23 protein-coding genes are annotated in these 26,625 nt (G+C 72.8%); 19 read left to right on the top strand and 4 right to left on the bottom strand.

Annotated elements, in window-relative coordinates; all coding sequences use genetic code 11:
- Window positions 1–134: 134 nt before the first annotated feature.
- Window positions 135–1,175 carry an Rv2578c family radical SAM protein gene (locus tag IE153_RS04555; RefSeq protein WP_189588441.1) on the bottom strand — a complete coding sequence of 347 codons (1,041 nt, stop codon included), beginning with the start codon at window positions 1,173–1,175 and terminating at the stop codon, window positions 135–137.
- A gap of 169 nt (window positions 1,176–1,344) precedes the next feature.
- Between IE153_RS04555 and IE153_RS04550 the strand changes: the two genes are divergently transcribed.
- The 11 genes from IE153_RS04550 to IE153_RS04500 all read left to right on the top strand — a co-directional run bounded on the left by IE153_RS04550 (window position 1,345) and on the right by IE153_RS04500 (window position 16,620).
- Window positions 1,345–1,788 carry an SRPBCC family protein gene (locus tag IE153_RS04550; protein ID WP_097221814.1) on the top strand — a complete coding sequence of 148 codons (444 nt, stop codon included), beginning with the start codon at window positions 1,345–1,347 and terminating at the stop codon, window positions 1,786–1,788.
- Between the two features lie 158 nt (window positions 1,789–1,946).
- A complete protein-coding gene (locus IE153_RS04545; RefSeq protein ID WP_189588440.1) occupies window positions 1,947–4,331 on the top strand; it encodes an MFS transporter in 2,385 nt (794 codons plus the stop codon).
- Between the two features lie 164 nt (window positions 4,332–4,495).
- Complete coding sequence (locus tag IE153_RS04540) at window positions 4,496–6,934, top strand: ATP-binding SpoIIE family protein phosphatase (RefSeq protein ID WP_189588439.1); 2,439 nt, start codon at window positions 4,496–4,498, stop codon at window positions 6,932–6,934.
- 122 nt (window positions 6,935–7,056) lie between these two features.
- The gene (locus IE153_RS04535; RefSeq protein WP_189588438.1) at window positions 7,057–7,782 is read left to right on the top strand and encodes a class I SAM-dependent methyltransferase; all 726 of its coding nucleotides are present in this window, start codon (window positions 7,057–7,059) and stop codon (window positions 7,780–7,782) included.
- Between the two features lie 109 nt (window positions 7,783–7,891).
- Complete coding sequence (locus IE153_RS04530) at window positions 7,892–8,989, top strand: SGNH/GDSL hydrolase family protein (protein ID WP_229828742.1); 1,098 nt, start codon at window positions 7,892–7,894, stop codon at window positions 8,987–8,989.
- A 74-nt stretch (window positions 8,990–9,063) separates the two neighbouring features.
- Entirely contained in the window at window positions 9,064–9,897 is an 834-nt protein-coding gene (locus IE153_RS04525; RefSeq protein WP_189588436.1) for a M55 family metallopeptidase, read from the top strand.
- A complete protein-coding gene (locus tag IE153_RS04520) occupies window positions 9,890–11,203 on the top strand; it encodes a M20/M25/M40 family metallo-hydrolase (RefSeq protein WP_189588435.1) in 1,314 nt (437 codons plus the stop codon). Before IE153_RS04525 ends, IE153_RS04520 begins: the two co-directional genes overlap by 8 nt.
- A 4-nt stretch (window positions 11,204–11,207) precedes the next feature.
- Window positions 11,208–13,172: a prolyl oligopeptidase family serine peptidase gene (locus tag IE153_RS04515; RefSeq protein ID WP_189588434.1), complete on the top strand. Its 1,965-nt coding sequence runs from the start codon at window positions 11,208–11,210 to the stop codon at window positions 13,170–13,172.
- Window positions 13,169–14,101, top strand: a complete 933-nt coding sequence (locus IE153_RS04510) for a S66 peptidase family protein (RefSeq protein ID WP_189588433.1) — start codon at window positions 13,169–13,171, stop codon at window positions 14,099–14,101. The genes IE153_RS04515 and IE153_RS04510 overlap by 4 nt, the downstream gene beginning before the upstream one ends.
- 120 nt (window positions 14,102–14,221) lie before the next feature.
- Window positions 14,222–16,015 (top strand): CocE/NonD family hydrolase, encoded by a 1,794-nt coding sequence (locus IE153_RS04505; protein WP_438817898.1) that lies wholly within the window; start codon window positions 14,222–14,224, stop codon window positions 16,013–16,015.
- 44 nt (window positions 16,016–16,059) lie between these two features.
- The gene (locus tag IE153_RS04500) at window positions 16,060–16,620 is read left to right on the top strand and encodes a GNAT family N-acetyltransferase (RefSeq protein ID WP_189588431.1); all 561 of its coding nucleotides are present in this window, start codon (window positions 16,060–16,062) and stop codon (window positions 16,618–16,620) included.
- Window positions 16,621–16,636: 16 nt separating this feature from the next.
- On the opposite strand, the gene IE153_RS04495 is transcribed toward IE153_RS04500, so the two are convergent.
- The gene (locus IE153_RS04495; RefSeq protein WP_189588430.1) at window positions 16,637–16,984 is read right to left on the bottom strand and encodes a VOC family protein; all 348 of its coding nucleotides are present in this window, start codon (window positions 16,982–16,984) and stop codon (window positions 16,637–16,639) included.
- A 48-nt stretch (window positions 16,985–17,032) separates the two neighbouring features.
- Here IE153_RS04495 and IE153_RS04490 point away from each other — a divergent pair, with 48 nt between their 5' ends.
- Window positions 17,033–17,512 (top strand): phage holin family protein, encoded by a 480-nt coding sequence (locus tag IE153_RS04490; RefSeq protein WP_189588429.1) that lies wholly within the window; start codon window positions 17,033–17,035, stop codon window positions 17,510–17,512.
- A gap of 6 nt (window positions 17,513–17,518) precedes the next feature.
- Window positions 17,519–18,550, top strand: coding sequence for an SDR family oxidoreductase (locus IE153_RS04485; RefSeq protein WP_189588428.1), 1,032 nt, complete (start codon window positions 17,519–17,521; stop codon window positions 18,548–18,550).
- 4 nt (window positions 18,551–18,554) lie between these two features.
- On the opposite strand, the gene IE153_RS04480 is transcribed toward IE153_RS04485, so the two are convergent.
- Window positions 18,555–18,896, bottom strand: coding sequence for a GatB/YqeY domain-containing protein (locus tag IE153_RS04480; RefSeq protein ID WP_189588559.1), 342 nt, complete (start codon window positions 18,894–18,896; stop codon window positions 18,555–18,557).
- An 86-nt stretch (window positions 18,897–18,982) separates the two neighbouring features.
- The gene (locus IE153_RS04475) at window positions 18,983–19,945 is read right to left on the bottom strand and encodes an LLM class F420-dependent oxidoreductase (protein WP_189588427.1); all 963 of its coding nucleotides are present in this window, start codon (window positions 19,943–19,945) and stop codon (window positions 18,983–18,985) included.
- A 171-nt stretch (window positions 19,946–20,116) separates the two neighbouring features.
- On the opposite strand from IE153_RS04475, the gene IE153_RS04470 reads away from it, so the two are divergent.
- The 6 genes from IE153_RS04470 to IE153_RS04445 all read left to right on the top strand — a co-directional run bounded on the left by IE153_RS04470 (window position 20,117) and on the right by IE153_RS04445 (window position 26,621).
- Entirely contained in the window at window positions 20,117–22,105 is a 1,989-nt protein-coding gene (locus IE153_RS04470; protein WP_189588426.1) for an NAD(P)/FAD-dependent oxidoreductase, read from the top strand.
- Window positions 22,102–23,949, top strand: coding sequence for a transketolase (locus IE153_RS04465; RefSeq protein ID WP_189588425.1), 1,848 nt, complete (start codon window positions 22,102–22,104; stop codon window positions 23,947–23,949). The genes IE153_RS04470 and IE153_RS04465 overlap by 4 nt, the downstream gene beginning before the upstream one ends.
- Complete coding sequence (gene ligD, locus IE153_RS04460; protein WP_189588424.1) at window positions 23,946–24,905, top strand: non-homologous end-joining DNA ligase; 960 nt, start codon at window positions 23,946–23,948, stop codon at window positions 24,903–24,905. The genes IE153_RS04465 and ligD overlap by 4 nt, the downstream gene beginning before the upstream one ends.
- A 93-nt stretch (window positions 24,906–24,998) precedes the next feature.
- Window positions 24,999–25,370 (top strand): gas vesicle protein GvpO, encoded by a 372-nt coding sequence (locus IE153_RS04455; RefSeq protein ID WP_189588423.1) that lies wholly within the window; start codon window positions 24,999–25,001, stop codon window positions 25,368–25,370.
- A 46-nt stretch (window positions 25,371–25,416) separates the two neighbouring features.
- Window positions 25,417–25,851 carry a gas vesicle structural protein GvpA gene (locus IE153_RS04450; RefSeq protein ID WP_184851842.1) on the top strand — a complete coding sequence of 145 codons (435 nt, stop codon included), beginning with the start codon at window positions 25,417–25,419 and terminating at the stop codon, window positions 25,849–25,851.
- Complete coding sequence (locus IE153_RS04445) at window positions 25,848–26,621, top strand: GvpL/GvpF family gas vesicle protein (protein WP_189588422.1); 774 nt, start codon at window positions 25,848–25,850, stop codon at window positions 26,619–26,621. Before IE153_RS04450 ends, IE153_RS04445 begins: the two co-directional genes overlap by 4 nt.
- Window positions 26,622–26,625: the final 4 nt, after the last annotated feature.

Genomic DNA, 26,625 nt, shown 5'->3' with positions numbered 1-26,625 from the left:
CGCCGCATCGTCCCGGAAACCGGTCCTGGAAGAACTCATTCGGTAAAGCTCATGACCCGATTGGATCTCAGATGCGCTCGAATGCTCGCCATGGGGCGCAGGTCTCGCGTGCTCCTGGAGTGGCTCGAATTCTCCTAGAGGAGCGAGAGTTGGGTCGGTCCCGTCACCGGCGGCTCCTCGGCCGCCTCGGAGGGCCGGATCCGCCGCGGCATCCCCGCGCGCGTGGGCCCGATGCCGTACTCCTCGGCCAGCTCGTGCACCTGACGGGTGATCCGCCGCTGGTACCACTTCGGGGCGTAGGAGCCCTCCGCGTACAACCGCTGGTAACGGGCCACCAGGTACGGGTGGTGCTGCTCCAGCCAGGCCATGAACCACTCCCGGGCGCCGGGCCGCAGATGCAGCACCAGCGGCGTCACGGACGTGGCGCCGGATGCCGCGATCGACCGTACGGTGGCGCGGAGTTGGGCGGGCGTGTCGCTCAGGAACGGGATCACCGGCGCCATCAGCACCCCGCAGCCGACGCCGTGTTCGGCCAGGGTGCGCACGACCTCCAGGCGCCGCTCCGGCGCGGGCGTGCCGGGCTCTACGGTGCGCCAGAGCTCCTGCTCGGTGAAGCCGACCGACACGGAGACGCCGACGTCGGTCACCTGCGCCGCCTGTGTGATCAGGTCCAGGTCGCGCAGGATGAGCGTGCCCTTGGTCAGGATCGAGAAGGGGTTCGCGTGGTCGCGCAGCGCCGCGATGATGCCCGGCATCAGGCGGTAGCGGCCCTCGGCGCGCTGGTAGCAGTCGACGTTGGTGCCCATCGCGATGTGCTCGCCCTGCCAGCGGCGCGAGCCGAGCTGCCGGCGCAGCAGCTCCGGCGCGTTGGTCTTGACGACGATCTGGCTGTCGAAGCCGAGGCCCGTGTCGAGGTCCAGGTAACTGTGCGTCTTGCGCGCGAAGCAGTACACGCACGCGTGCGAGCAGCCCCGATAGGGATTGACCGTCCACTGGAACGACATCCGTGAGACCGCCGGCACCCGGTTGATGATCGAACGGGCCCGGACCTCGTGGAAGGTGATCCCGCTGAACTCCGGAGTGTCGAACGTGCGGGTCGTGACCGCGTCCGCGCCGAACAGCGCGGCATCGGCCCGGCTGTGTTCGGAGTCCGATGTGAGGTTCTCCCAGCGCATGACGCCTCCTCGGTAGCACTGACCACAGAATAGAACACATGTTCCCTTGATCGTGCGAGGGTGTTTTCCGAACGTGTTCGACCGGGTTGCGCCACCCCGATTTGGGGGGCCGGGCGGCGGGGTGGTTGGCTTGCCCCGACCCCCGAGCAACCAGTCCTGGAGGAAAGCGATGGCGCAGGTCGAGGCCACTACGGAGCGGATCGTCGCGGCGGACGCGGAGACGGTGTTCGACGCCCTCGCCGACTACAGCGGCACGCGCGCGAAGCTGCTGCCCGAGCAGTTCAGCGAGTACGAGGTCCGGGAGGGCGGTGACGGCGAGGGCACCCTCGTCCACTGGAAGCTCCAGGCCACCAGCAAGCGTGTGCGCGACTGCCTCCTGGAGGTGAGCGAGCCCACCGACGGCGAGCTGGTCGAGAAGGACCGCAACTCCTCCATGGTCACCACCTGGCGGGTCACCCCGGCCGGCGAGGGCAAGTCCCGGGTCGTCGTCACCACCACCTGGACCGGTGCCGGCGGCATCGGAGGCTTCTTCGAGAAGACCTTCGCGCCCAAGGGCCTCGGCCGGATCTACGACGCGATGCTCGCCAAGCTCGCCGCCGAGGTCGAGAAGTAGCCCGCCCCAAGGTTCAGATACTCAGGGGCTGTTGCCCCCCCCTCACCGGTTCGAGTGATCTCCGTACGGCTCGCTCCTGTGCCGTAACTCGTCGCGCTTGCTCGTAGTTGTCGCTTTTACGCGGGAATTGTGCGGCAGCGCGACGAGGGGAGCGGTGAGTGGGCGGGATCACTCTGGCGCAGGACGAACCGGCGGTAGCGCCCCCCGACACCCCCGCACCCCTGCCGGATCCGGACACCGGACCGAGCCCGCGCCGGGTGCGGCTGGTCTTCTTCGCTCTCATGCTGGCCCTTCTCCTGGCCGCCCTGGAGCAGATGATCGTCGCCACCGCGCTGCCGAAGATCGTCGGTGAACTGCACGGCCTGGACCGGATGTCCTGGGCGATCACCGCCTACCTGCTCACCGCCACCGTCGGACTGCCGATCTACGGCAAGCTCGGCGACCTGCTGGGCCGCAAGGGCGTCTTCCAGTTCGCGATCGTCGTCTTCGTCGCCGGCTCCGCGCTCGCGGGCCGGGCTCAGACCATGGACCAGCTGATCGCCTTCCGCGCCCTGCAGGGCGTCGGCGCGGGCGGCCTCATGATCGGCGTCCAGGCGATCATCGCGGACATCGTGCCGCCCCGGCAGCGCGGCCGCTACATGGGCCTGATCGGCGCCGCCTTCGGCCTCGCCTCCGTGGCCGGACCGCTGCTCGGCGGCTACTTCACGGACCACCTCTCCTGGCGCTGGTGCTTCTACGTCAACGTCCCCTTCGGTCTGGTCACCCTGGCCGTCGTCGCCGTCACGCTGAAACTCCCCAAGCCGGCCGTCCGGGCCCGGCTGGACGTCCTCGGCGCGCTGCTGCTGACCGCCGCCTCCACCTGCCTGGTCCTGCTGACCAGCTGGGGCGGCACCGAGTACGCCTGGGACTCGCGCATGATCCTCGGCCTCGCGGCCGGAGCGGCGGCGGCGACCGTCCTCTTCCTCGTCGTCGAGCACTTCGCCGTCGAACCCCTCATCCCCCTCAGGCTGTTCAGGGACTCCGTCTTCAACGTCACCGGCCTGGTCGGCCTGGTGATCGGGGTGGGCCTGTTCGGCGCCGCCAGCTATCTGCCGACGTACCTGCAGATGGTCGACGGGGCCTCCGCCACCGAGTCGGGCCTGCTCATGCTGCCGATGATGGCCGGCATCGTCGGCGCCTCGATCATCGCCGGCCAGCTCATCAGCCACACCGGCCGCTACAAGGCCTACCCGATCCTCGGCGGCGCCCTCTCCGTCACCGGCATGTGGCTGCTGTCGCGCCTGGAGGTCGGCACGCCCCGGCTGCACTACAGCATCTGGATGGCCGTCCTCGGCGCCGGCATCGGCATGGTGATGCCGGTGCTGATCCTCGCCGTGCAGAACTCCGTGCGCCCCGCCGACCTCGGCACCGCCACCAGCGCCAACAACTACTTCCGGCAGATCGGCGGCAGCGTCGGAGCCGCCGTCTTCGGCACCCTGTTCGCCGACCGGCTCGCCGACGCCCTCGCCGACCGGCTTCCCCCAAGGGCCGGGCTGCCGGACCCCGAGTCCCTCACCCCGCAGCTCGTGCACGCGCTGCCCCCGGCCCTGCGGGACGACTACATCCGGGCGTACGCCGACGCCATGCCGCGGATCTTCCTCTACCTGGTGCCGGTGCTCGTCCTCGGACTGGTCATCGCCCTCTTCCTCAAGGAGCAACCCCTGGTGTCCCACAACGCCTCCGTCACCGACCCGGGCACGGCGCCGGGGACGGCCCCGGTCCCGCAGGCCCGCGCCGCGCACGCCGCGGGCGTGCCCGTGTGCGGCTCGGTGCAGCACCCTGACGGGACCGTCGTGCCCCGCGCGGCGCTCACGCTCATCGACGTCACCGGGCAGCAGACCGGGCGCGGCGCGAGCGGCGAGGACGGGCGCTACGCGCTCGCCACCCCGGGCCCGGGCTCGTACGTGCTGATCGCCGCGGCGGGCGGCCATCAGCCGCAGGCGGTCACCGTGACCGTCGGCGAACGCCCCGTCGAGCTCGACATCGTCCTCGGCGGCGCCGGAAACCTGATCGGCACCGTGGTCACCGCCGACGGCACGCCCGTGCGGGACGCCACCGTCACGCTCACCAACGTGCACGGCGAGGTCGTCGCCACCACCCGCAGCGGCCGGGAGGGCGGCTACGTCATCACCGAGCTCGTCGCCGGCGAGTACACCCTCGCGGCCAGTGCGCCCGCCTTCCGCCCGGCCGCGCTCCCCGTCACCGTCCAGGCCGCACGCGAGACCCGCCGGGACATCGAACTGGCCGGCGGAGCCGTGCTGCGCGGCACCGTCCGGGCAGGCGGCGGCAGGCCCGTCGAGGACGCGCGCGTGACGCTGCTCGACGTGGCGGGCAACGTCGTCGACACCCTCACCACGGGCGCCGACGGCACGTTCCGCTTCGTCGACCTGTCCTCCGGCGAGTACACCGTCATCGCCGCCGGATACCCGCCCGTCGCCACCGTGCTCCAGGTCGCCGGAGGAGGCCGTACCGAGCGGGATCTCCAGCTGAGCCACGAGGACTGAACGGGCACCGGCCGCAGGCTGAACGAGCAGCGGCACGCGGGGTCGTGCGCCGGTGCGAACCCCGCGCGGGCAATTCCCGCATTGCCTCACATCGCCACCGGCGGGAGCCGTACGGTGGAGACACCGGCACAGATCTTGCGTCCGTGGGGAGAGAGGGCCTGGCCATGGACCATGGCACCGACAGGGCTGGGCAGGGCACGGTGAGCGAACCCGCCGCGCCCGGCCGCGTCCCCCTGGCCGTCGTCGTGGTCGACCGCGACGGCCTCGTGTCCCACTGGAGCCGCGGCGCACGGCGCCTGTTCGGTGTCCCCAAGGACGAGGCGATCGGCCGCACCGCCCTCGACCTGCTCCCCGTCTCCGGCGCCCTGCCCGACGAGCGGGACACCACCCCGTACGCCGCCGGTGACGGTCTCGGCCCCGACCTCGAATCCTCCCTCGACGGCGGGCTCTCCTACCCGGCCGCGGGCCGCGCCCGGCTCACCGCCTCCGGGGACGGCCGGGTCGACGTCCTGTGGTGGGCCTACCCGCTGGTGGGCCCCGGGCCCGAGCGGCTGCTCGTGCTGGCCGCCGACGCCGAGGGACTGCGCGCGGGCAGCGGGGCGGGCGAGCGGATCGCGCCCGGCTTCGCGCTGCACACCGACTTCCCCGGGGCGGAGGACCTCGCCCGCCGGCTCCCCGAGATCCTGCCCAGCATGAGCGTCGGCGAGAGCGCCCGCATCGTCGCGCAGATCCTCGAACTCGGCTATCCCGTCCTGGAGTTCAGTCAGAACGACCGGGTGCCCGTCACCCCCGACTGGGGCGTCGCCCGGCGCGCCGAACGCAAGGCACGCCGCGACCGGGCCGCGCGGGCCCTGGCCGCCGGCGAGCCCGTGCCGGCGGAACTGCGGGACGAGGGCGAGGACCTCGAGTACGCCGCCGTCCGTGAGCGCCTGGAGTTCCTCAACGAGGTCAGCGGCCGCATCGGCACCTCCCTCGACCTGTCCCGGACGATCATCGAGGTCAGCAGGGCCGTCGTGCCCCGCTTCACCGATGTCGCCGGGACGTACCTGCGGGAACAGGTCGTCGCCGGCGAGGGGTTCGAGGACGGCGTGCCCGACACCACCACGATGTGGCACCGGGTCGCTCTGGAACACACCGACGAACCGGGCCGCTGGGACGACGTCGTCCCCGTCGGCGAGGCCATGCCGTTCCCGGCGCACACGCCGTTCTTCCAGTGCATGACCAGCGGCGAACCCGTCCTCGTGCCGCGCATCAGCGAGGAGATGGGGCACGCCATCGCCGCGCAGTTCGAGAAGCGCGACATCCGGCCCCTCATCACCGGCCGCTCGATGCTGGTCGTGCCGCTGAAGGCCCGCAACGTCGTCCTCGGCTTCATGATCCTGCTGCGGCACCCGGAGCGGCCCGTCTTCAACGACATGGACCGCGTCACCGGCGCCGAACTCGCGGCCCGCGCGGGCCTCGTACTGGACAACGCGCGCATGTACACCTTCCAGGAGAACGTCGCCGAGACGCTCCAGGACAGCATGCTCCCGCACATCCCGCCCCGCATGACCGGCTGCGACATCGCCACCCGCTATCTGCCCGGCACGCTGCTCGGGCGGGTCGGCGGTGACTGGTTCGACGCGGTGAAGCTGCACGGCGGGCGCACGGCCCTCGTCGTCGGCGACGTCATGGGCCACGGCCTGAACTCGGCCGCGATGATGGGCCAGTTGCGGACGGCCGTGCAGACCATGGCCGGGCTCGACCTGCCGCCCGCCCAGCTGCTGCGCAACCTCGACGACCTCGCACAGCGCCTCGGCGACAGCTACCTCGCGACCTGCCTCTACGCCGTCTACGACCCGATCGCGAGCCAACTCCACCTCGCCAACGCCGGGCACATCCCGCCCGTCCTGGTCCGTGCCGACGACGGCCGCAGCGAACTGCTGGACCTGCCCACGGGCGCGCCCATCGGAGTCGGGGGAGTGCCCTTCGAGGCGATCCGGGTGCGCGTCGAGCCCGGCGACCGGCTGGTGATGTGCACCGACGGACTGGTCGAGGTGCGCGGCGAGGACATCGGCGTGGGCCTTGCGACGCTCTGCGAGTCGGCCGCTCACCCGGCCGCCTCCATGGACGACGCCTGCGACACCATCATCCGCGCCCTGGCTGTGACATTTGCCGAAGCGGGTCGCGGCGGCCGCAAGGACGACGTGGCGCTGCTGATGGCCCGCCTGGGCGGCATCGAGCCGGACGACGTGGCCGAATGGCGCCTCGCCCTCGACCCGTCCGAGGTGAGCCGGGCCCGCGCGGCGGTGCGCGAGCAACTGCACGAGTGGGGCCTGGCGAAACTCGTCGCGCCCGCCGAGCTGATGGCCGGCGAACTCGTCACCAACGCCGTACGGCACTCGCACGCCCGGCCCGTCGCACTGCGTCTGGTCCGCGGCGACACCCTGCTGTGCGAGGTGGACGACGACGACCACGAGCTGCCGACCCTGCTCAGCGCGGGCCCGCTCGACGAGGCGGGACGCGGTCTGCGCGTCGTCAGCACGCTGTCCCGCGAGTGGGGGACCAGCCGGACCAAGAGCGGCAAGACGGTGTGGTTCGAGCTGACGCTGCCGCGCCGCTGAACACCCCCGCGCCGAACGGGGCGTGAAGGTACGTGCCGCGTTCTTGTGGCCGGGGCCGGGGCGCGATACACCGTACTCGCCCGCCGCATGGCGGGATTCGTTCGCACCCTGGGGAGTGGGCCATGAGCGTGACGAGTCGGTACCGGGAGGCGTGGGAGGCGTTCTGGCGGGAGGCGCCCGCCGAACCGGGGGCGGTGTTCTGGGACGCGGAACCGGTCCTGACCGTGGGCCCGCATCTCGCCCTGTTCGAGCCGTACCTGGCCGATCCCGCACTGCCGATGGTGGACCTCGGCTGCGGCAACGGCACCCAGACCCGCTATCTCGCCGACCGTTTCCCGCGGGTCCTGGGCGTCGACCTGTCCGCCGCGGCCCTCGACCACGCCCGGCGCTCCGACCCGGCGGGTCAGGCCGCCTACCGGCAGCTGGACGCCGCCGGGAAGGACGAGGCCCAGGCCCTGCACGCGGAGCTCGGCGACACCAACGTCTATGTGCGGGGCGTCCTGCACCAGTGCGAGCCGGACGACCGGCAGTCCCTCGTCGACGGGATCGCCACGCTGGTCGGCGACCGGGGCCGGGCCTGCCTGGTGGAGCTCTCGGGCGCCGCGAAACAGGTCCTGACGGGTCTGGCGGGCGGCCCGGACGGCCCGCCGCCCAAGCTCGCACCGGTCTTCCGGCACGGCCTCACTCCCGGCGACGTCTCGGACGAGGCCGTGCCCGAGTATCTGCGCTCGGCCGGTCTCACCGTCCTGGCGAGCGGCCGGCTGCCGCTGAGGACCACGGAGTACCGCCCGGACGGCACGCGCATCGAGCTGCCCTCCACCTGGCTGGTGGCGGGGCGCACGGCCTGAGGCGAGCGGCCGGGGGCGTGGGGCGTGGTCTGGTGGGCGACGGATTTGTCGGTGTACGGTCACTCTGCCCCCGTCCCGTGCACCTCCCTCGCCCTCGCGGAGGACAGCCATGCCGATGCCCTGGTTACGGATACTGGTCGCGTCAGCGGTCTCGACGGTGCTGGTCGGCACGGCCGCCGTCACGACCGTCGCCGCACCGGAACCCCGCGCGGTACGGGACGGCGTGCACACCGCGGGGCGGGTCAAGGACGCCGGTGACGTGCTGCAGTACAGCTGGCCCGGCGTCTACTTCGAGGGCCGGATCCGGGGCACCGGCGTGGGCGTCGTGCTCGACGATCCGGCCGCCGACTACGACGTCCAGGTCGACGGGGCCACCGTCGCGACCCTCGTCACGCCGGGGAAGACCACCCACTGGGTCAGGGGTCTGCGCGACGGCGTGCACACCGTCCGGCTCGTCAAGCGCAACGACACCCCGTGGAGCACCAGCTCCTTCGGCGGCTTCGTCGCCGCACCCGGCGGTGCCGTCCTGGCCCGGCCCGCCGCCCGCAGCCGCCAGGTCGAGTTCATCGGCGACTCCCTCACGGCCGGGTACGGCAACCTCTCCACCTCCCGCGACTGCGACGGCGAGCAGCTGAGGCGCACCACGAACGCCGACGTGAGCTACGGCGCCCTCACCGCCCGGGGGCTGCGCGCCGACTACCAGCTCAACGCGTACTCGGGCCAGGGCATGGTCCGCAACTACAACGGAGGCTCGCCGGAGGTGAACTACCGCACCTTCTACGACCGTGCGCTGCTGAACGTGCCCGGCGACGTCTGGCAGAACCCCGGCACCTGGCGGCCGCAGCTCGTGGTGGTCCACCTCGGAACGAACGACTTCTCCACCCCGGTCAACCCGGGCGAGCCCTGGACGGACGAGAGCCTCGCGGCCGCCTACCGCAGCGCCTACAGCGGCTTCCTCGCGAAACTACGGCAGCGCTACGGGGCCTCGACGACCCTCCTGGCCGTCGGCACGGGCCCGTTCGCCGGCCATGTCGAACACGTCGTCCGGGAACGCACCGGCGCGGGCGACCGCCGGGTCCGCTACTGGCCCCTCGATGCCACCGGCCTCGACTACACAGGCTGCCACTGGCACTACTCGGCCCGTGACCACCGCCTCCTGGCCGACCGCCTCACGGCGCTCGTCGCCGACCTGCCGATCCGATGGTGACCACCTCGTAGCCCGTTCCGCCCACAGCGCGTAACGTGACGAACCATGAAGATCTCCGCCCTGGACGGCTCGTCATGAGAATCCTCATCAGCGCCGACATGGAGGGCGCCACCGGCGTCACCTGGCCCGACGACGTGGTGCCGGGCGCCTCCCAGTGGGAGCGCTGCCGGTCGCTGTTCACCTCCGACGTCAACGCCGCCGTCCTCGGCTTCCACGACGGCGGCGCCGACGAGGTGATCATCAACGAGGCACACTCCACCATGCGCAACCTGCTGCTGGAGCAGCTCGACGACCGCGCCCAGATGCTCACCGGCCGGCACAAGGCGCTGTCCATGGTCGAGGGCGTGCAGCACGGAGACATCGACGGCATCGCGTTCGTCGGCTACCACGCGGGCGCCGGCATGGAGGGCGTCCTCGCGCACACCTACCTCGCCAACTCGATCACGGGCGTGTGGCTGAACGACGTACGGGCGAGCGAGGGGCTGCTCAACGCCCATGTCGCGGCCGAGTACGGCGTGCCGGTCGTGCTGGTCACCGGGGACGACGTCGCCTGCGAGGACGCCCTCGGGTACGCACCCGAGGCGCTGAAGGTCGCGGTGAAGGACCACGTGTCGCGCTACGCGGCCGTGTGCCGCACACCCGGTCGCACCGCGGCCGACATCCGGGCGGCGGCCAAGGAGGCCGCCGCACTGGCGGTGCGTCACGAACCCGTGCACGGCGGCCCGTTCACCGTGGCCGTCGAGTTCGACGCCGAGCACCTCGCGATGGCCGCCACCGTCGTCCCGGGTGTGGAACGGATCGGGGAGCGGAAGGTGGCGTACACGAGCGGGACCATGTACGAGGGCATCCGCGCCTTCAAGGCGGTCACCACGATCGTCTCGGCCGCGGTGGAGGAGCAGTATGGCTGAGCAGGTGGACGAGCAGGCGCTGGACGAGGTCGTGACGTACACGTCCGACCTCATCCGCATCGACACCACCAACCGGGGCGGGGGCGACTGCCGGGAGCGGCCCGCCGCCGAGTACGCCGCCGCCCGGCTCGCCGACGCCGGGATCGAACCGACCCTGCTGGAGCGCACCGAGGGGCGGACCAACGTCGTCGCCCGCATCGAGGGCGCCGACCCCTCGGCCGGGGCGCTCCTGCTCCACGGGCATCTGGACGTCGTGCCCGCGGCGGCCGCCGACTGGAGCGTGCACCCGTTCTCCGGGGAGATCCGCGACGGGGTCGTCTGGGGGCGCGGCGCCGTCGACATGAAGAACATGGACGCGATGATCCTGGCCGTCGTGCGCGGCTGGGCACGGCAGGGCGTCCGGCCCCGCCGGGACGTCGTCATCGCGTTCACCGCCGACGAGGAGGCCAGCGCCGAGGACGGCTCCGGGTTCCTCGCCGACCGGCACCCCGGCCTGTTCGAGGGCTGCACCGAAGGGATCAGCGAGTCGGGCGCCTTCACCTTCCACGACGGCAACGGGCGGCAGATCTACCCGATCGCGGCCGGGGAACGCGGCACCGCCTGGGTGAAGCTCACCGCCCGCGGACGCGCCGGGCACGGCTCCAAGGTCAACCGCGACAACGCCGTGACCCGCCTCGCCGGCGCGATCGCGCGGATCGGCGCGCACGAGTGGCCGCTCAGGCTGACCCCGACCGTGCGCGCCGCCCTGACCGAACTCGCCGCGCTCTACGGCATCGAGAGCGACCTCACCGACGTGGACGCGCTGCTGGAGAAGCTCGGCCCGGCCGCGAAGCTCGTCGAGCCGACCCTGCGCAACAGCACCAACCCGACCATGCTGGACGCCGGTTACAAGGTCAACGTCATTCCGCGCGAGGCCGTGGCACACGTGGACGGCCGGTACATGCCCGGCGGCGAGGAGGAGTTCCGCAGCACCCTCGACCGGCTCACCGGGCCCGACGTGGACTGGGAGTTCCACCACCGCGAGGTCGCCCTGGAGTCGCCGGTGGACTCGGCGACCTTCGCGGGCATGCGGGCCGCCATCGAGGAGTTCGCGCCCGAGGGGCACGTGGTGCCGTTCTGCATGTCCGGCGGCACCGACGCCAAGCAGTTCTCCCGCCTCGGCATCACCGGCTACGGCTTCACCCCGCTGAAGCTGCCGGACGGCTACGACTACGCGGCCATGTTCCACGGGGTCGACGAACGGGTACCGGTCGAGGCGCTGCACTTCGGTGTCCGCGTACTCGACCGGTTCCTGCGGACGGCCTAGGAGAGTGGGGGAGACGGTGCGGACGCTGGCCTACGGGGCGTGGCCCTCGCCCATCGACGCGGCCCTGACCGCCGCGCACGACGGGCACCCGGAGTACGTGGGCTTCGTCGGCGACGAGGTGTGGTGGACCGAGCCGCGCCCCGCCGAGGGCGGCCGGCGCACCCTGGTGCGGCGGCACGCCGACGGCAGGGAGGAGTCGCTGCTGCCCGCACCGTGGAACGTGCGCAGCCGGGTCATCGAGTACGGCGGGCACCCGTGGGCCGCCGTCGCGGGGGACACCGGTCCGCTGGTGGTGTTCGTGAACTTCACCGACCAGCGGCTGTACCGCTGCGCGCCGGGCGGCGAACCCCGACCGCTGACCCCCGTGTCCTGCGTCGGAGCCGGCCTGCGCTGGGCCGAACCGCTGCCGCTGCCCGAGCGGGGCGAAGTGTGGTGCGTACTGGAGGAGTTCACCGGTGACGGACCCACCGACGTGCGCCGTGTCCTGGCCGCCGTCCCGCTGGACGGATCCGCCGCCGAGGACCGGGACGCCGTACGGGAGCTCACCGACGGGCGGCACCGGTTCGTGACCGGACCGAAGCTCTCGCCCGACGGACGGCGGGCCGCCTGGCTCGCCTGGGACCATCCCCGCATGCCGTGGGACGGCACCGAACTGCTCCTCGCCGACCTCACCCCCGAGGGCACCCTGCGCGACGCCCGGACCGTGGCCGGCGGGCCCGGCGAGGCCATCGCCCAGGCCGACTGGACCCACGACGGCCGCCTGCTGCACGCGAGCGACCGCACCGGCTGGTGGAACCTCTACCTCGACGGGGAACCGGTGTGCCCGCGCGAGGAGGAGTTCGGCGGAGCCTTGTGGAAGCTGGGTTCGCGATGGTTCACGCCGCTGGAGAGCGGTCTGATCGCCGTCGTGCACGGCCGGGGCGCCACCGCCCTCGGCGTACTCGATCCCGAGACGGGCGAGGTCGTCGACGCGGCCGGACCCTGGACCGAGTTCGCCCCCACCCTCGCCGCCCACGGCGAACGGGTCGTGGCCGTGGGCGCCAGCCCGCGCAGCGCCTACGAGGTCGTCGAGCTGGACGCCCGCACCGGCCGGGCCCGTGTGGTCGGCGCCGAGCACGACGACGCCGTCGATCCCGCGTACTACCCCGAGCCGCAGATCCGCACCTTCACCGGCCCCGACGGGCGCGACATCCACGCCCACATCTATCCGCCGCACCACCCCGGCTGCGTCGCGCCCGGCGACGAGCTGCCGCCCTACGTCGTCTGGGCGCACGGCGGGCCCACCGGCCGCGCGCCGCTCGTGCTCGACCTGGAGATCGCCTACTTCACCTCGCGCGGCATCGGCGTCGCCGAAGTGAACTACGGCGGCTCCACGGGGTACGGCCGCCCCTACCGCGAGCGGCTGCGCGAGCAGTGGGGCGTGGTCGACGTCGAGGACTGCGCCGCCGTCGCCCTGGCCCTCGCCGACGAGGGCACGGCCGACCGCGGCCGGCTCGCCGTCCGGGGCGGCAGCGCGGGCGGCTGGACCGCCGCCGCCTCGCTCACCACCACCGACGTTTACGCCTGCGGCACCATCAAGTACCCGATCCTGGACCTGGCCGGCTGGGGCACGGGGGAGACCCACGACTTCGAGTCGCGGTATCTGGAGGGCCTCATCGGGCCGCTCGCCGAGGTGCCCGCCCGGTACGCGGAACGCTCGCCCGCCGCCCACGCCGACCGCCTCACCGTGCCGTTCCTGCTGCTCCAGGGCCTCGACGACGTGATCTGCCCGCCCGTCCAGTGCGAGCGGTTCCTGGCCCGGCTGGAGGGCCGGAAGGTGCCGCACGCGTATCTCGCCTTCGAGGGGGAGGGGCACGGGTTCCGCAGGGCGGAGACCATGGTGCGCGCCCTGGAGGCCGAACTCTCCCTCTACGCCCAGGTGTTCCGCCTGGACCCGCCCCGCACCCCCACTCTGGAGCTCAGCAAGTGAACCAGCTCGTCCGACCTCCCCGGCTCGCCCCCGGCGCCCGCATCGCCGTCGTCGCGCCCAGCGGGCCGGTGCCCGAGGAGCGGCTCCAGGCCGGGCTCGACATCCTGCGCGGCTGGGACCTCGACCCCGTGGTGACACCCCATGTGCTGGGCAGACACGGGGAATTGGACTACCTCGCCGGCACGGACGAGCAGCGCGCCGCCGACCTCCAGAACGCCTGGTGCGATCCGTCCGTCGCCGCCGTGCTGTGCGCCCGGGGCGGCTACGGGGCGCAGCGCATGGTCGACCTGCTCGACTGGGCGGCGATGCGGGCGGCGGGCCCGAAGGTGTTCGCCGGGTTCAGCGACGTCACCGTCCTGCACCAGGCCTTCGCCACCCGCCTGGGCCTGGTCACCCTGTACGGGCCCGCGGCCGCCGGCGTCGACTTCCTCAAGAACGCCCGCGCCCAGGAGCACCTGCGGGCCACCCTTTTCGAGCCGGAGTCCGTGCGGACCGTCACGGCCGTGCCCCCGGGCGGCACCGCTCTGGTCCCCGGCCGCGTCCGGGGCGTCACCCTGGGCGGCTGCCTCAGCCTGCTCGCGAGCGACCTCGGCACCCCGCACGCCCACCCCGGGGCGCGGGGCGGGCTGTTGCTGGTGGAGGACATCGGCGAGAGCCCGTACCGCCTGGACCGGTACCTCACCCAACTCCTGCGCACCGGCTGGCTCGACGGGGTCGCCGGGATCGTCCTCGGGTCCTGGGCGGGGTGCGGCCCGTACTCGGAGTTGCGTACGGTCCTCGCCGACCGGCTCGGCGGCCTGGGCGTCCCGGTCGTGGAGGAGTTCGGGTTCGGGCACGGCGAGGGCGCGCTGACCATGCCTCTCGGGGTCGGGGCCGAACTGGACGCCGATACAGGCACGTTGAGGCTGGACGAACCGGCCCTGAGCTGAGCGGCCCGCTACTGAAATCCTGTCAAGAAACCCTCGTTTCGGTGATTGACCGCTCTTGACACGTGTCACACCATGACAACCAGCCGGTACCTACTGGTCGGTATCCGGGTTGCCCTCACCGTGGAGGTCCGTGTGTCCCGACGCGTGCCCAGAACCCGCGCACTCCTCGCTCTCGCTCTGGGCGCCGCCCTGGCCGTGCCCCTCACCCTCACCCCACCCGCGACCGCCACCGACGCCTACACCGTCACGCCGCTGACGTTCACCGTGCGGGCGGGCGGCCGCGCCTGCACGGTCGACGCCGACCTGTACCGTCCCAGCGGCGTGGACCGCGACCATCCGGCGCCCGCCGTGCTCGGCACGAACGGCTTCGGTGGCAGCAAGGCGGACGGCTCGACCGACACCATCGGCAAGGCCTTCGCTCAGCGCGGCTACGTCTCGCTCGTCTACTCCGGGCTCGGCTTCGGCCGCAGCGGCTGCCTCGTCTCCCTCGACGACCCGGACATCGACGGTGCCGCCGCCTCGCGACTGGTCGACTTCCTGGGGGGCACCCGCTCCGCCGACGACGGCACCACCGCGGACTTCGTCACCCGTGACGCACCGGGCGACCCGCGCGTCGGCATGATCGGCGGCTCCTACGGCGGCGCCGTCCAGCTCGCCACCGCCGCCGTCGACGACCGCCTCGACGCGCTCGTCCCGATGATCACCTGGAACGACCTGGCGTACTCGCTCGACCCCAACAACGCCGTCGGCAGCGGCGGTGTCCCGGGCGTCTTCAAATGGCAGTGGACGAACGGCTTCTACCTCATCGGCGAGGGCCAGCCGCTGCTGAAGCCGAGCCTCGACCCGTCCCGCATCAACTCCCTGGCCTGCCTGCACTTCGTCACCGAGGCCTGCCGGACCGTCCACACCCTCAACTCCGGGAGCTACCCGGCTGCCCGGACCGCCGAGCTGCTGGCCTACGCGCACCGCGTCTCCCCGGTGTCGTACCTCCACCGTGTCCGCACGCCCACCCTGCTGGTCCAGGGGCAGGCCGACACCCTGTTCAACCTCAACGAGGCCACGGCGACGTACCGGACGCTCAAGGCCCAGGGTACGTCCGTCAAGATGATCTGGCAGTCCTGGGGCCACAGCGGCGGCCTCACCGGCCCGGCCACTGGTGAACTCGACCTCTCCCAGGGCAACCTGGAGACCAGCTACGTCGGCCGGCGCGTCCTCGCGTGGTTCGACCGCCATCTGCGCAGGCAGACCCACGCCGACACCGGACCGGCCTTCGCCTACCACCGCGACTGGATCACCGACCCCGACCGCACCTACGCCACCGCGAGCCGCCTCCCCGCCATCGGCCGCACCCTGTATCTGTCCGGTGACGGGAAACTCGTGGACCACCGGGGCGACGTGGCCCGCGGCAGCCGCGTCTACACCAACTGGCTGACCCCCACGAGCCATTCGGAGGGCTCCCTCTCCGGACTCATCGGCCTGCCGGACACACCGCCGCGCGACACCAAGGGCACTCACCTCGACTGGACGAGCGCGCCGCTCAAGCAACCACTCGACGTCGTCGGCGCACCCCGGGCCACGCTCAAGGTCGTCTCCCCGAAGGCCGAGCGCACCCAGAACTCCGCCGACGCGGCCGACAAGCTCGTCCTGTTCGCCAAGCTCTACGACGTCGCCCCCGACGGCACCCGCACCCTGGTGCGCCGCCTGGTCGCCCCGGTGCGCGTCCCGGACGTCACCAAGAGCTTCACCGTCACCCTGCCCGGCATCGTGCACCGGTACGAGACCGGGCACCGGCTGCGGTTCGTGATCGCCGCCAGCGACGACGCGTACTTCGGCAACCGGGGGATCAAGCCGGTGACCGTGGTCAGCGGGCCGCGCGACACCGGAGTGCTCCGGCTGCCGGTCGCCGGCTCCTGACGCCCCGACTGGGGACACACCGGCAGCGCGGTTACTGTGGCGGGGTGCCGCACCACGCATCCCGCCACCTCGCCGAAGGCCCCCGGGTGGGGATACGCCACTTCACCTATGAGGACGGTGCCGAGTTCACCGCCCGCGCCCGGGAGAGCAAGGACCTGCACCAGCCGTGGCTCTTCCCGCCCACCACGGCGCAGGCCTACACCGCCTACGCGGGCCGGCTGATCGTGGACCCCTCCAAGGCCGGCTTCCTGGTCTGCGAGAAGGGCGACGGGGCCATCGGCGGGTTCATCAACATCAACAACATCGTCGAGGGCGGCTTCCAGTCCGGCGCCCTGGGCTACGGGGCCTTCGCGCACGCCGCCGGGCGGGGGCTGATGCGCGAAGGGCTGGACCTCGTCGTGGGTTACGCGTTCGGCCCGATGCGGCTGCACCGGCTGGAGATCAACGTCCAGCCGGGGAACGCCGCGTCGGTCGCCCTGGCCCGCGCCTGCGGGTTCCGTCTGGAGGGCTTCTCGCCGAAGATGCTCTTCGTCGACGGGGCCTGGCGCGACCACGAACGCTGGGCGATCACCACCGAGATGATCACCCCGCCGGGCCGGCACTGAGCCCCGGCGGCGACACCTACGCCTGGCGGTCCACGTACTCGTAGATCGAGCCGTCCGGATGCAGGGCGATCAGGTTGCGGCCCGCCGGTGAGGCGATCGGGCCCGCCACGATGTGGGCCCCCAGTTCGGTCAGCACCTTGTGGGTCTCCTCGACGTCCGTCACGGCGATCGTCGCGGCGACCTTGCGCAGTACCTCGAGTTCGGCCGGGGGACCGCTCATCAGCAGGAAGCAGCCGATCGCCGCCACCTGGACACCTCCCCGCTCGAAGCGCTGGGCGCTGCCGCCCGCCAGCCGCTCGTAGAAGGGGATCGCGGTCTCGAGGTCGTCGACGCAGACGCGCAGTGTGGCACCCAGAATCTCCATGCCACCGAGCCTAGTTACGCGCACGGGGGTGAGGGTACCCGGCCGGGCATGAAGCCGTTGGATCACCTGGAGCATCTGGACAAGCATCTCGTCGACGAGCTGGCACAGGTGGCGCGCGAGACCGTGCGGGACGAACTGCGCGAGCAGACGCGCAAGCAGCGCCGCAAGGCCGCGCTGTACGCCGCGTCCGGCGCGCTCGCCCTGTACGCGGGCGCGGCCCTCGCGCTCGCCGTGGGACTGGCTCTCGCCCTCGGCCTGCCCGACTGGGCGGCCGCGCTGATCACCGCCGTGATCCTGGGAGCCCTGGCCTACGTGCTGCGCGGCATGGCCCGGCCGTCCCGGCCGGGAGCGGACCACGCGGCCGCCATGGCACCGGGCGGGGACAGCGCCCGTCAGACCGCGGCCGGGGTGGTCGGCGGCATGCCGTATCCGCCCGTGCCGCCGGCCCCGCCCGCCGGAGCGGACGCCCCCGGCCCCGTGCCCCCGCGACCGTCGCAGGCCCCGGACGTCCCCCACCGCGGGGCGTGATGCCGGGTGCGCACAGCAGGACCCCCGCACCAGCGCGGCCGTGTGGTCGTGGTGACCGGAGCCGGCGGCGGGGTCGGACGGGCCACCGTCCGGGCCTTCGCCGCCCGCGGCGACAAGGTCGCCCTGCTCGCCCGCGGGCGTGAGGGACTCGCCGCGGCGGCGGACGAGGTGGAGCGCGCCGGGGGCGAGGCGCTCGTCATCCCCGTGGACGTCTCCGACGCCAAGGCCGTCGACGCCGCCGCCCAGCAGGTCGCCGACGCGTACGGCCACATCGACGTCTGGGTCAACAACGCCTTCACCGGCGTGTTCGCGCCGTTCACGGAGGTCGACCCGGACGAGTTCCGGCGCGTGACCGAAGTGACGTACCTGGGCTATGTGTTCGGCACCCGGGCAGCCCTGCGGCACATGCTTCCGCGCGACCGCGGCACCATCGTGCAGGTCGGCTCCGCGCTCGCCTACCGGGGCATTCCGCTGCAGTCGGCGTACTGCGGCGCCAAGCACGCGATCCAGGGATTCAACGAGTCGCTGCGCTGCGAACTGCTGCACGCGCGCAGCGGGGTACGGACGACGATGGTGCAGCTGCCGGGCCTCAACACCCCGCAGTTCGACTGGGTGCTGAACCGGATGCCCGGGCGGGCGCGGCCCGTGGCGCCCGTGTACCAGCCGGAGGTCGCGGCCCGGGCGATCGTGCACGCGTCGTCGCACGCGCGGCGCCGGGAGTACTGGGTGGGCGGCTCCACGGTCGCCACGCTCCTCGCCAACGCCGTGATCCCCGGACTGCTGGACCGCTACCTGGCCCGCACCAACGTCGACGCCCAGCAGGAGGAGGGCCGGCCCGAGGGTCCCGCGAACCTCTGGTCCCCGGCGGACGGCCCGCACGGGCGGGACTTCGGCGCGCACGGGCGCTTCGACGACGAGTCCACGGCCGGCGGCCCGCAGCAGTGGCTGTCGCGCAACCGCGGCCGGCTGGGCGCGGCCCTCACCGCGGGAGCGGGCGCCCTGGCGCTCCGCAGACTGGCCGGGCAGGCCCGCCGCTAGTTCGCTACGCGTCTGCGGCGACGTCCTCGGCTTTGTCTTCGGCGCCGTCGAGGAACCGCAGCAGCACCGCCGCCTCCGCCCGGAGCCGTTCGGCCCGGGCGGCATGCGCGGGCGCGGTCAACTGCGCGGCCGCCTCCAGCCGTTCGGACGCCTCGGCCCGCACGATGCCCACCACGTCCTGCTCTCCGAGCTCGCGCCGGGCCGCCTCGGTGGCGCCGGCACCGACCGGGGAGGCTTCCAGGGCGCCGGCGCGGGGGACGGCCTCGACGGGTACCGCCTCGGCGTTGTCCAGCGCTGCCAGAGTGGCGCGCAGGGCACTCACCGCGGCCTTGTCCCGGGCCCGCATCGCTTCCGGCAGGGCCTCACGCATACGTAGACGAACAGACATGCGGGCGACTCTAGGCGACCCGGCACGCCCCCCGCTCGGGAACGTCAGACGGCCTGCTGGAGCTGCGGCAGCACCTTCGTGCGGTAGAAGTCGAAGAAGCCGCGCAGGTCCGGGCCGATCTGGTTCACGTAGACCCGGTCGAAACCCGCGTCGGCGAACTGCTTCAGCTCCGACACGTGCTCGTCCAGGTCGCCGCCGCACACCCGGTTCCCGCGCACCATGTCCTCGGTGACGAGCTGCTGCGCCTGTTCGAAGTGCTTGGGGGAGGGCAGCACCTGGCCGAGCTCGCCCGGCAGCTGCTCGTTGGCCCAGAGCCGGTGGACGGTCCGTACGGCCTCGTCCTTGTCGGTGTCGTAGCAGACCTTGGTGCCGCCGCTGACGAGCTTCCCGCCGCCCCCGCCCTTGCGGTACTGCTCCACCATCGCCTCGTCCGGCGTCACGGTGATGTAGCCGTCGCCGACCCGGGAGGCGAGCTGCGTCGCGGCGGGGCCGAACCCGGAGATGTCGATCGGGATGGGCTCGTCCGGGACGGTGTACAGCCGGGCGTTCTCGACCGTGTAGTGCGGCCCGTGGTGGTTCACCTCCTCGCCGGTGAACAGCCGGCGCATCACCTGGACCGCCTCCTCCAGCATGTCCAGCCGGATGTGGGCCGGCGGCCAGTGGTCGCCCAGGATGTGCTCGTTGAGCGCCTCGCCGGAGCCGACGCCGAGCCGGAAGCGGTTGCCGGTCATCACCGCACTGGTCGCCGCGGCCTGCGCCACCACCGCCGGGTGCATGCGCACGGTGGGGCAGGTGACCGCCGTCTCGATCGGCAGGGACACCGCCTCGGACAGCGCGCCGATCACCGACCACACGAACGGGCTCTGGCCCTGCTCGTCGTTCCACGGGTGGTAGTGGTCCGAGATCCACAGCGCCTGGAAACCGGCCTGCTCGGCCATCCGCGCCTGCTCGATCAGCTCGGCGGGTCCGTACTGCTCGCACGAGAGGAAGTATCCGTACTCGGGCATGGGGGAGTGCCTCCGCGACGTCGGCGGTCCGTGTCCCGCACCGGGTACCCGGGCGGGAGGCCGGAAACCGGCGGCGTCCGGGTCGGCGAGCCCCGGCCGACGTTTGGGTGCCCCGGCCAGGGGGACGCGGAAGGCTCCCGAGCCACGCGACAGCGCCGGAGGCGAGCGACCGTGAGTCGACCCCGCATCCTGATCGTCGGTGCCGGCTTCGCCGGGTACCGCACCGCCCGCTCCCTGTCCCGGCTCACCCGGGGCCGGGCCCACATCACCCTGCTCAACCCGACCGACTACTTCCTGTACCTGCCCCTGCTGCCCCAGGTCGCCGCCGGCATCCTGGAGCCGCGCCGGGTCACGGTCTCCCTCTCGGACTCGCTGCCGGACGTCCGGCTGGTGCTGGGCGAGGCCGACCGGATCGACCTCGACGACCGCACCCTGCACTACACCGGACCCGAGGGCGAGGGCGGCACCCTCGCCTACGACCGGCTGGTGCTCGCCGCGGGCAGCGTCAACAAACTGCTGCCGATCCCCGGCGTCGCCGAGCACGCGCACGGCTTCCGCGGTCTTCCCGAGGCGCTGTACCTGCGCGACCACGTGACCCGGCAGGTGGAACTCGCGGCGTCCTCGGACGATCCCGGCACGTGCGCAGCGCGGTGCACCTTCGTCGTGGTCGGTGCGGGATACACCGGCACGGAGGTCGCCGCGCACGGGCAGATGTTCACCGACGCGCAGGTGCGCAAGCACCCGCTGCGGCGGGGGATGCGACCGCGCTGGATGCTGCTGGACGTGGCGCCGCGGGTGCTGCCCGAGATGGACGAGAAGCTGTCCGCCACCGCCGACCGGGTGCTGCGGCAGCGGGGCGTGGATGTGCGCATGGGGACCTCCGTGAAGGAGGCCACGCACGACGGGGTCCTGCTGACCGACGGCGAGTTCGTCGAGACCCGGACGCTGGTGTGGTGCGTGGGCGTGCGCCCCGACCCGCTGGTCGAGTCCCTCGGGCTGCCCATGGAGAAGGGGCGGCTGCTGGTCGACCCGCATCTGCGGGCGCCGGGCCGGCCGGAGCTGTTCGCCTGCGGGGACGTGGCCGCCGTACCCGACCTGGAGAATCCCGGCAGCTATACGCCGATGACCGCGCAGCACGCCTGGCGGCACGGCAAGGTCGCGGCGGAGAACGTCGCCGCGTCACTCGGTCTCGGCGGTGCGCGCACGCCCTACCGCCACCGCGATCTGGGCTTCGTCGTCGACCTGGGCGGGGCGAAGGCCGCCGCCAGCCCGCTCGGCGTGACCCTGTCCGGCGTACCGGCCGGCGCGGTGACCCGGGGCTACCACCTCGCCGCGATGCCCGGCAACCGCGTCCGGGTCGCGGCCGACTGGCTGCTGGACGCCGTACTGCCGCGCCAGGCCGTGCAGTTGGGGCTCGTACGGTCCTGGTCGGTGCCGCTGGACACGTCGTCGCCCGAGGTGGCCCGGGTGCCGGGCGGGCCCGGGCAACGCCAGGACGCGAGCGCCCGGTCCGGGCCGGGGGCGGCGCTCGCGGCCGACACCGGCGACGGGGGCACCGGCGCCGGAGGGCCGGGCCGTGCCCGGCCCCACGATGAGCCCGCGAAGGGGCAGCCCGGATCCGGACCGACGCAGGTACGGCCCGGATCCGGGGCCGCGGAACCCCGCTCCGAGTGGGAAACGGCCAAGGGCCGCCCGACCACGGGCCGACCTGGCTCCGGGCCCGCGGAGTTGCGGTCGGAGGCCGAGACGGCGAAGGGCCGCCCGGCCACCGGACCCGGCCGCGAACCGGGCAGGAACCAGGCGGTGGGCGTTGAGCCTGTGCGGAACCAGCCGGGTGGTGAGCCCGCCAAGAACCATTCCGGTGGTGAGCTCGCCGGAAACCGACCCGATGGCGAACCGGCCAGGAATCAGCCGGGTGGAGAGCCGGAGCCGGCGCGGAACCAGCCGGGTGGTGAGCCCGCGAAAAACCAGCCCGGTGGCGAACCTGCGAAGAAGCAACCCGGCGGCGGGCCTGCCAAGAACCAACCCGGCGGCGAGCCCGCGAAGAAGCAGCCCGCCCCCGCACCCCCGCCCGGCCATCCGCCTCCTGGCCACCCCGCCCCCGGCCCCGTCAAACGAACCGACGTCCCGGACGACGACTCCGCGAAAGGAGACTCATGAACACCGGTGAACTCACCGACCTCGGACAGCAGCTGCGGGTGGACAGTGTCCGCGCCGCCGCCGCGGCGGGCTCCGGGCACCCGACGTCCTCGATGTCGGCGGCCGACCTGATGGCCGTCCTGCTCGCGCACCACCTGCGCTACGACTTCGACCGCCCCGCCCACCCCGGCAACGACCGCTTCGTCCTCTCCAAGGGCCACGCCTCCCCGCTGCTGTACTCCGCGTACAAGGCGGCCGGCGCCATCGACGACGAAGAGCTGCTCACCTTCCGCAAGCTGGGCAGCCGCCTCGAAGGACACCCCACCCCGCAGCGCCTGCCGTGGGTCGAGACGGCCACCGGCTCGCTCGGGCAGGGCCTGCCCGTCGGGGTCGGCATCGCGCTGGCCGGCAAGCGGCTCGACCGCACCGGCTACCGCACCTGGGTGCTCTGCGGCGACAGCGAACTGGCCGAGGGATCCGTGTGGGAGGCCGCCGAGCACGCCGGGTACGAGCACCTGGACAACCTCACCGTGATCGTCGACGTCAACCGGCTCGGCCAGCGCGGCCCCACCCGGCACGGCCACGACCTGGACGCCTACGCCCGCCGCTTCCAGGCCTTCGACTGGCACACCATCGAGGTCGACGGCCACGACGTGGACGCCGTCGACCGCGCCTACGGGGAGGCCGCCTCCACCAAGGGCCAGCCCACCGCCATCCTCGCCCGCACCCTCAAGGGCAAGGGCGTCGAGGGCGTCCAGGACCGCGAGGGCCTGCACGGCAAGCCGCTGCCGGAGGCCGAGGAGGCCATCACCGAACTCGGCGGCCCGCGCGACATCCGGGTTCAGGTGCAGGAGCCGCCCGCCGCCCGCATGCTGCACTCCGTCCACACCGGGAACCTCGAACTCCCCAAGTGGGACAAGGGCGAGGAGGTCGCCACCCGCAACGCCTTCGGCGAGGCGCTCGCCGCCCTCGGCACCGGCCGCGGCGACATCGTCGCCCTGGACGGCGAGGTCGGCGACTCCACGCGCGCCGAGTTCTTCGCCAAGGAGCACCCCGACCGCTACTTCGAGTGCTACATCGCCGAGCAACAGCTCGTGGCCTCGGCAGTCGGGCTCGCGTCCCGCGGCTGGGTGCCGTACGCCGCCACCTTCGCGGCCTTCCTCACCCGCGCGTACGACTTCATCAGGATGGCGTCCGTCAGCGGCTCCGGCATCAACCTCGTCGGCTCCCACGCGGGCGTCGCCATCGGCCAGGACGGGCCCAGCCAGATGGGCCTGGAGGACCTGGCGATGATGCGGGCGGTGCACGGTTCGACCGTGCTGTACCCGTGCGACGCCAACCAGACCGCCCGGCTCGTCGGCGCGATGGCCGGCCTGGAGGGCGTCCGCTACCTGCGCACCTCGCGCGGCGAGAGCCCGGTGATCTACGCCCCCGGCGAGGAGTTCCCGGTCGGCGGCAGCAAGGTGCTGCGCTCCTCGGGCCGGGACCGGCTGACCCTCGTCGCCGCGGGCGTCACCGTGCACGAGGCGCTGGCCGCAGCCGAGGCCCTGGAACAGGAGGACATCGCGGTGCGGGTGATCGACCTGTACTCGGTGAAGCCCGTCGACCGGGCCACCCTGCGCCGGGCCGCCGAGGAGACCGGCTGCCTGGTGACCGTGGAGGACCACCACCCCGAGGGCGGCATCGGGGACGCGGTCCTCGACGCCTTCACCGACGGACGCCCCGTACCGCGCCTGGTGCGGCTCGGCGTGCGGAGCATGCCCGGTTCGGCCTCCCCGGAGGAGCAGCTGCGCGCCTCGGGCATCGACGCGGAGTCCATCGCGGCGGCCGGGCGGCTGCTGGTGGAGGAGGCGGTCGTGCGGTGAGCGGCGGCGACGGCACGCGCAGGGTGCGGGCGGGCCGCCGCACGGTGGAGGTGCACCGGCCGGACAAGGTGCTCTTCCCCGGCGGCGGCGACGCCAAGGAGTACACCAAGGCCGACCTGGTGGACTACTACCGGGCCGTCGCGCCCTTCATGCTGCCGCACCTGCGCGGCCGGCCGCTGATGCTGGAGAGGCACCCCGACGGCATCGACGGCCCGATGTTCATGCAGAAGAACACCCCGGACCACTACCCCGAGTGGATCGAGCGCGTCGACCTGGCCAAGGAGGGCGGCACCGTCCGCCACACCGTCTGTGACGACACCGCCGCCCTCCTCTACCTGGCCGACCAGGCGAGCATCACCCTGCACCGCTGGCTGTCCCGCTCCGATCGCATCGACCACCCCGACCGGCTGGTCTTCGACCTCGACCCTCCCCCAGTGCCTGAAGGGCCTGGGGGGACCCCCGGGGACGCTTTCGAGGCCGTACGGGGGGCCGCCCGGCTGCTCGGGGAGCTGCTCGACGAGCTGGAGCTGCCCTCGGCGCTGATGACCACCGGCTCGCGCGGGCTCCATGTCATCGTGCCGCTCAACGGGCGGCACGACTTCGACGAGGTGCGCGCCTTCGCCCGGGACGTCGCCGACACCCTCGCCGGCGCCCACCCCGACCGGCTCACCACCGCCGCCCGCAAGAAGGAACGCGGTGATCGGCTCTACCTCGACATCCAGCGCAATGCCTATGCCCAGACCGCCGTTGCGCCCTACACGGTCCGGCCCCGCCCGGGCGCGCCCGTGGCCACCCCCATCACCTGGGACCGGCTGGACGACCCGGAGCTGCACGCCGGCCGCTGGACCGTCGCCGACGCCGTCGAGCAGGCCCGCACCAACCCCTGGTCAGGCCTGCTGAGCCGCGGCCGGGCGCTGGGACCGGCCCGGCGGCGGCTGATCGCTCTGCGCGGCTGAGACCCCACCGGCGATCTCCCGGTGGGTGGCAGATGCATGGGCCCGTAGAGGTTTGGCGAACACTCTTGCGGCCACACGGAGGGGGAGGTGGCCATGTCGAACACAAAAAACACGCAAGAGTCACAGGATTCACAGGAGTCCCAGAACTCCCGGAACTCGAGCAAAACGAACGACAAGCAGACGGCCAAGAGCCGGCCGAGCCCGATGGAAGTGCTGCGTCAGGCGCGCGGCCAGCTCGCGGAGCTCACCGGCATGGAAGCCGAGTCCGTGTCGTCCTTCGAGCAGACGGAGGAGGGCTGGGCGCTGGAGGTCGAGGTCCTCGAACTCGAGCGCGTGCCCGACACGATGAGCCTGATGGCGAGCTACCAGGTGGAGCTCGACGCAGAGGGGCAGCTCACGGGTTACCGGCGCGTCCGCCGCTACGAACGCGGGCGGTCCGACGCGCGCAGGTCCGGCGGCCGCTAGGCCGCCCGACCGGACCCGCACCCACACACGAGGAGGAACACCCGGCATGACAGTCGTACCGGCACAGCAGTCCGGCGGCGGAGGCGGCAGCAGCGGTCTCTACGACGTGCTTGAGCTCGTCCTGGACAGGGGGCTCGTCATCGACGCATTCGTGCGAGTCTCCCTGGTCGGCATCGAGATCCTCAAGATCGACGTACGCGTCGTCGTCGCCAGCGTCGACACCTATCTGCGCTTCGCCGAGGCGTGCAACCGACTCGACCTGGAGGCCGGGCCGCGCAAGGACCCGGGCCTGCCCGACCTCGTCGGGGAGATGACCGAGTCCGGCGCCCGCGGCAAGTCCAAGGGGGCCCTGTCCGGCGCCGCCGAGACCATTTCCGACGCCTTCAAGCAGGCGCGTGACGACGGTTCCGAGCGCCAGGGGGAGTCCCGTCCGCGCGCCCGCAAGAGCACGTCGTCCCGCCGTAAGGAGGAGCAGGAGTGAGCACTTACGTCTATGGCATCGCTGCGAGTTCGCACCCCGGCCTCCCCGAGGGCATGAGCGGTGTCGGCGACCCGCCCCGCCCGGTGCGCATCCTGCGCGAGGGTGACCTGGTGGCTGTCGTCAGCGAGGCGCCCGACGGACTGCGGCCCAAGCGCAAGGAGCTGCTCGCCCACCAGAACGTGCTCAGCGAGGCCGGCGCGGCCGGCTGTGTGCTGCCCATGCGGTTCGGCAGCGTGGCCCCGGACGACAACTCCATCACCGCGGTGCTCGCCGAGCGCGCCGAGCACTACAAGGAGCGACTGCAGGCCCTGGACAACCGGGTCGAGTACAACGTCAAGGCCAACCACGTCGAAGAGGCCGTCCTGCACCAGGTGATGGCCGAGAGTCCCGACATCCGTGGGCTCGCGGAGGCCAACCGGCAGGCGGGCGGCGGCAGTTACGACGACAAGATCCGGCTCGGCGAGCTGGTCGCGGCCGCGGTCAAGGCCAAGGAGGCCGACGACGGCGCCGCCGTGCAGCGCGCCCTTGCGTCGGCCGCCGACGACGTGAGCGCGGGGCCCGAGTCCACGGGCTGGCTGGCCAACGTCTCGTTCCTGGTGGACCGGGACTCGGCCGAGTCCTTCCTGGCCGCGGTCGAGCAGCTCCGCAACGACATGCCGCACCTGGAAGTGCGGGTCAACGGACCGCTGCCGCCGTACAGCTTCGTCGAGCCCGGCCCGGCCGAGCCCGCGGGCACCGTGGCGAGCGGAACGGACACCGGAGCGGGGTGATGAC

The organism is Streptomyces massasporeus (genome assembly GCF_014648995.1).
Classification (GTDB): domain Bacteria; phylum Actinomycetota; class Actinomycetes; order Streptomycetales; family Streptomycetaceae; genus Streptomyces; species Streptomyces massasporeus.
Note: the sequence above shows the minus strand (reverse complement) of the source record. Positions and strands in the feature narration are given on the sequence as shown.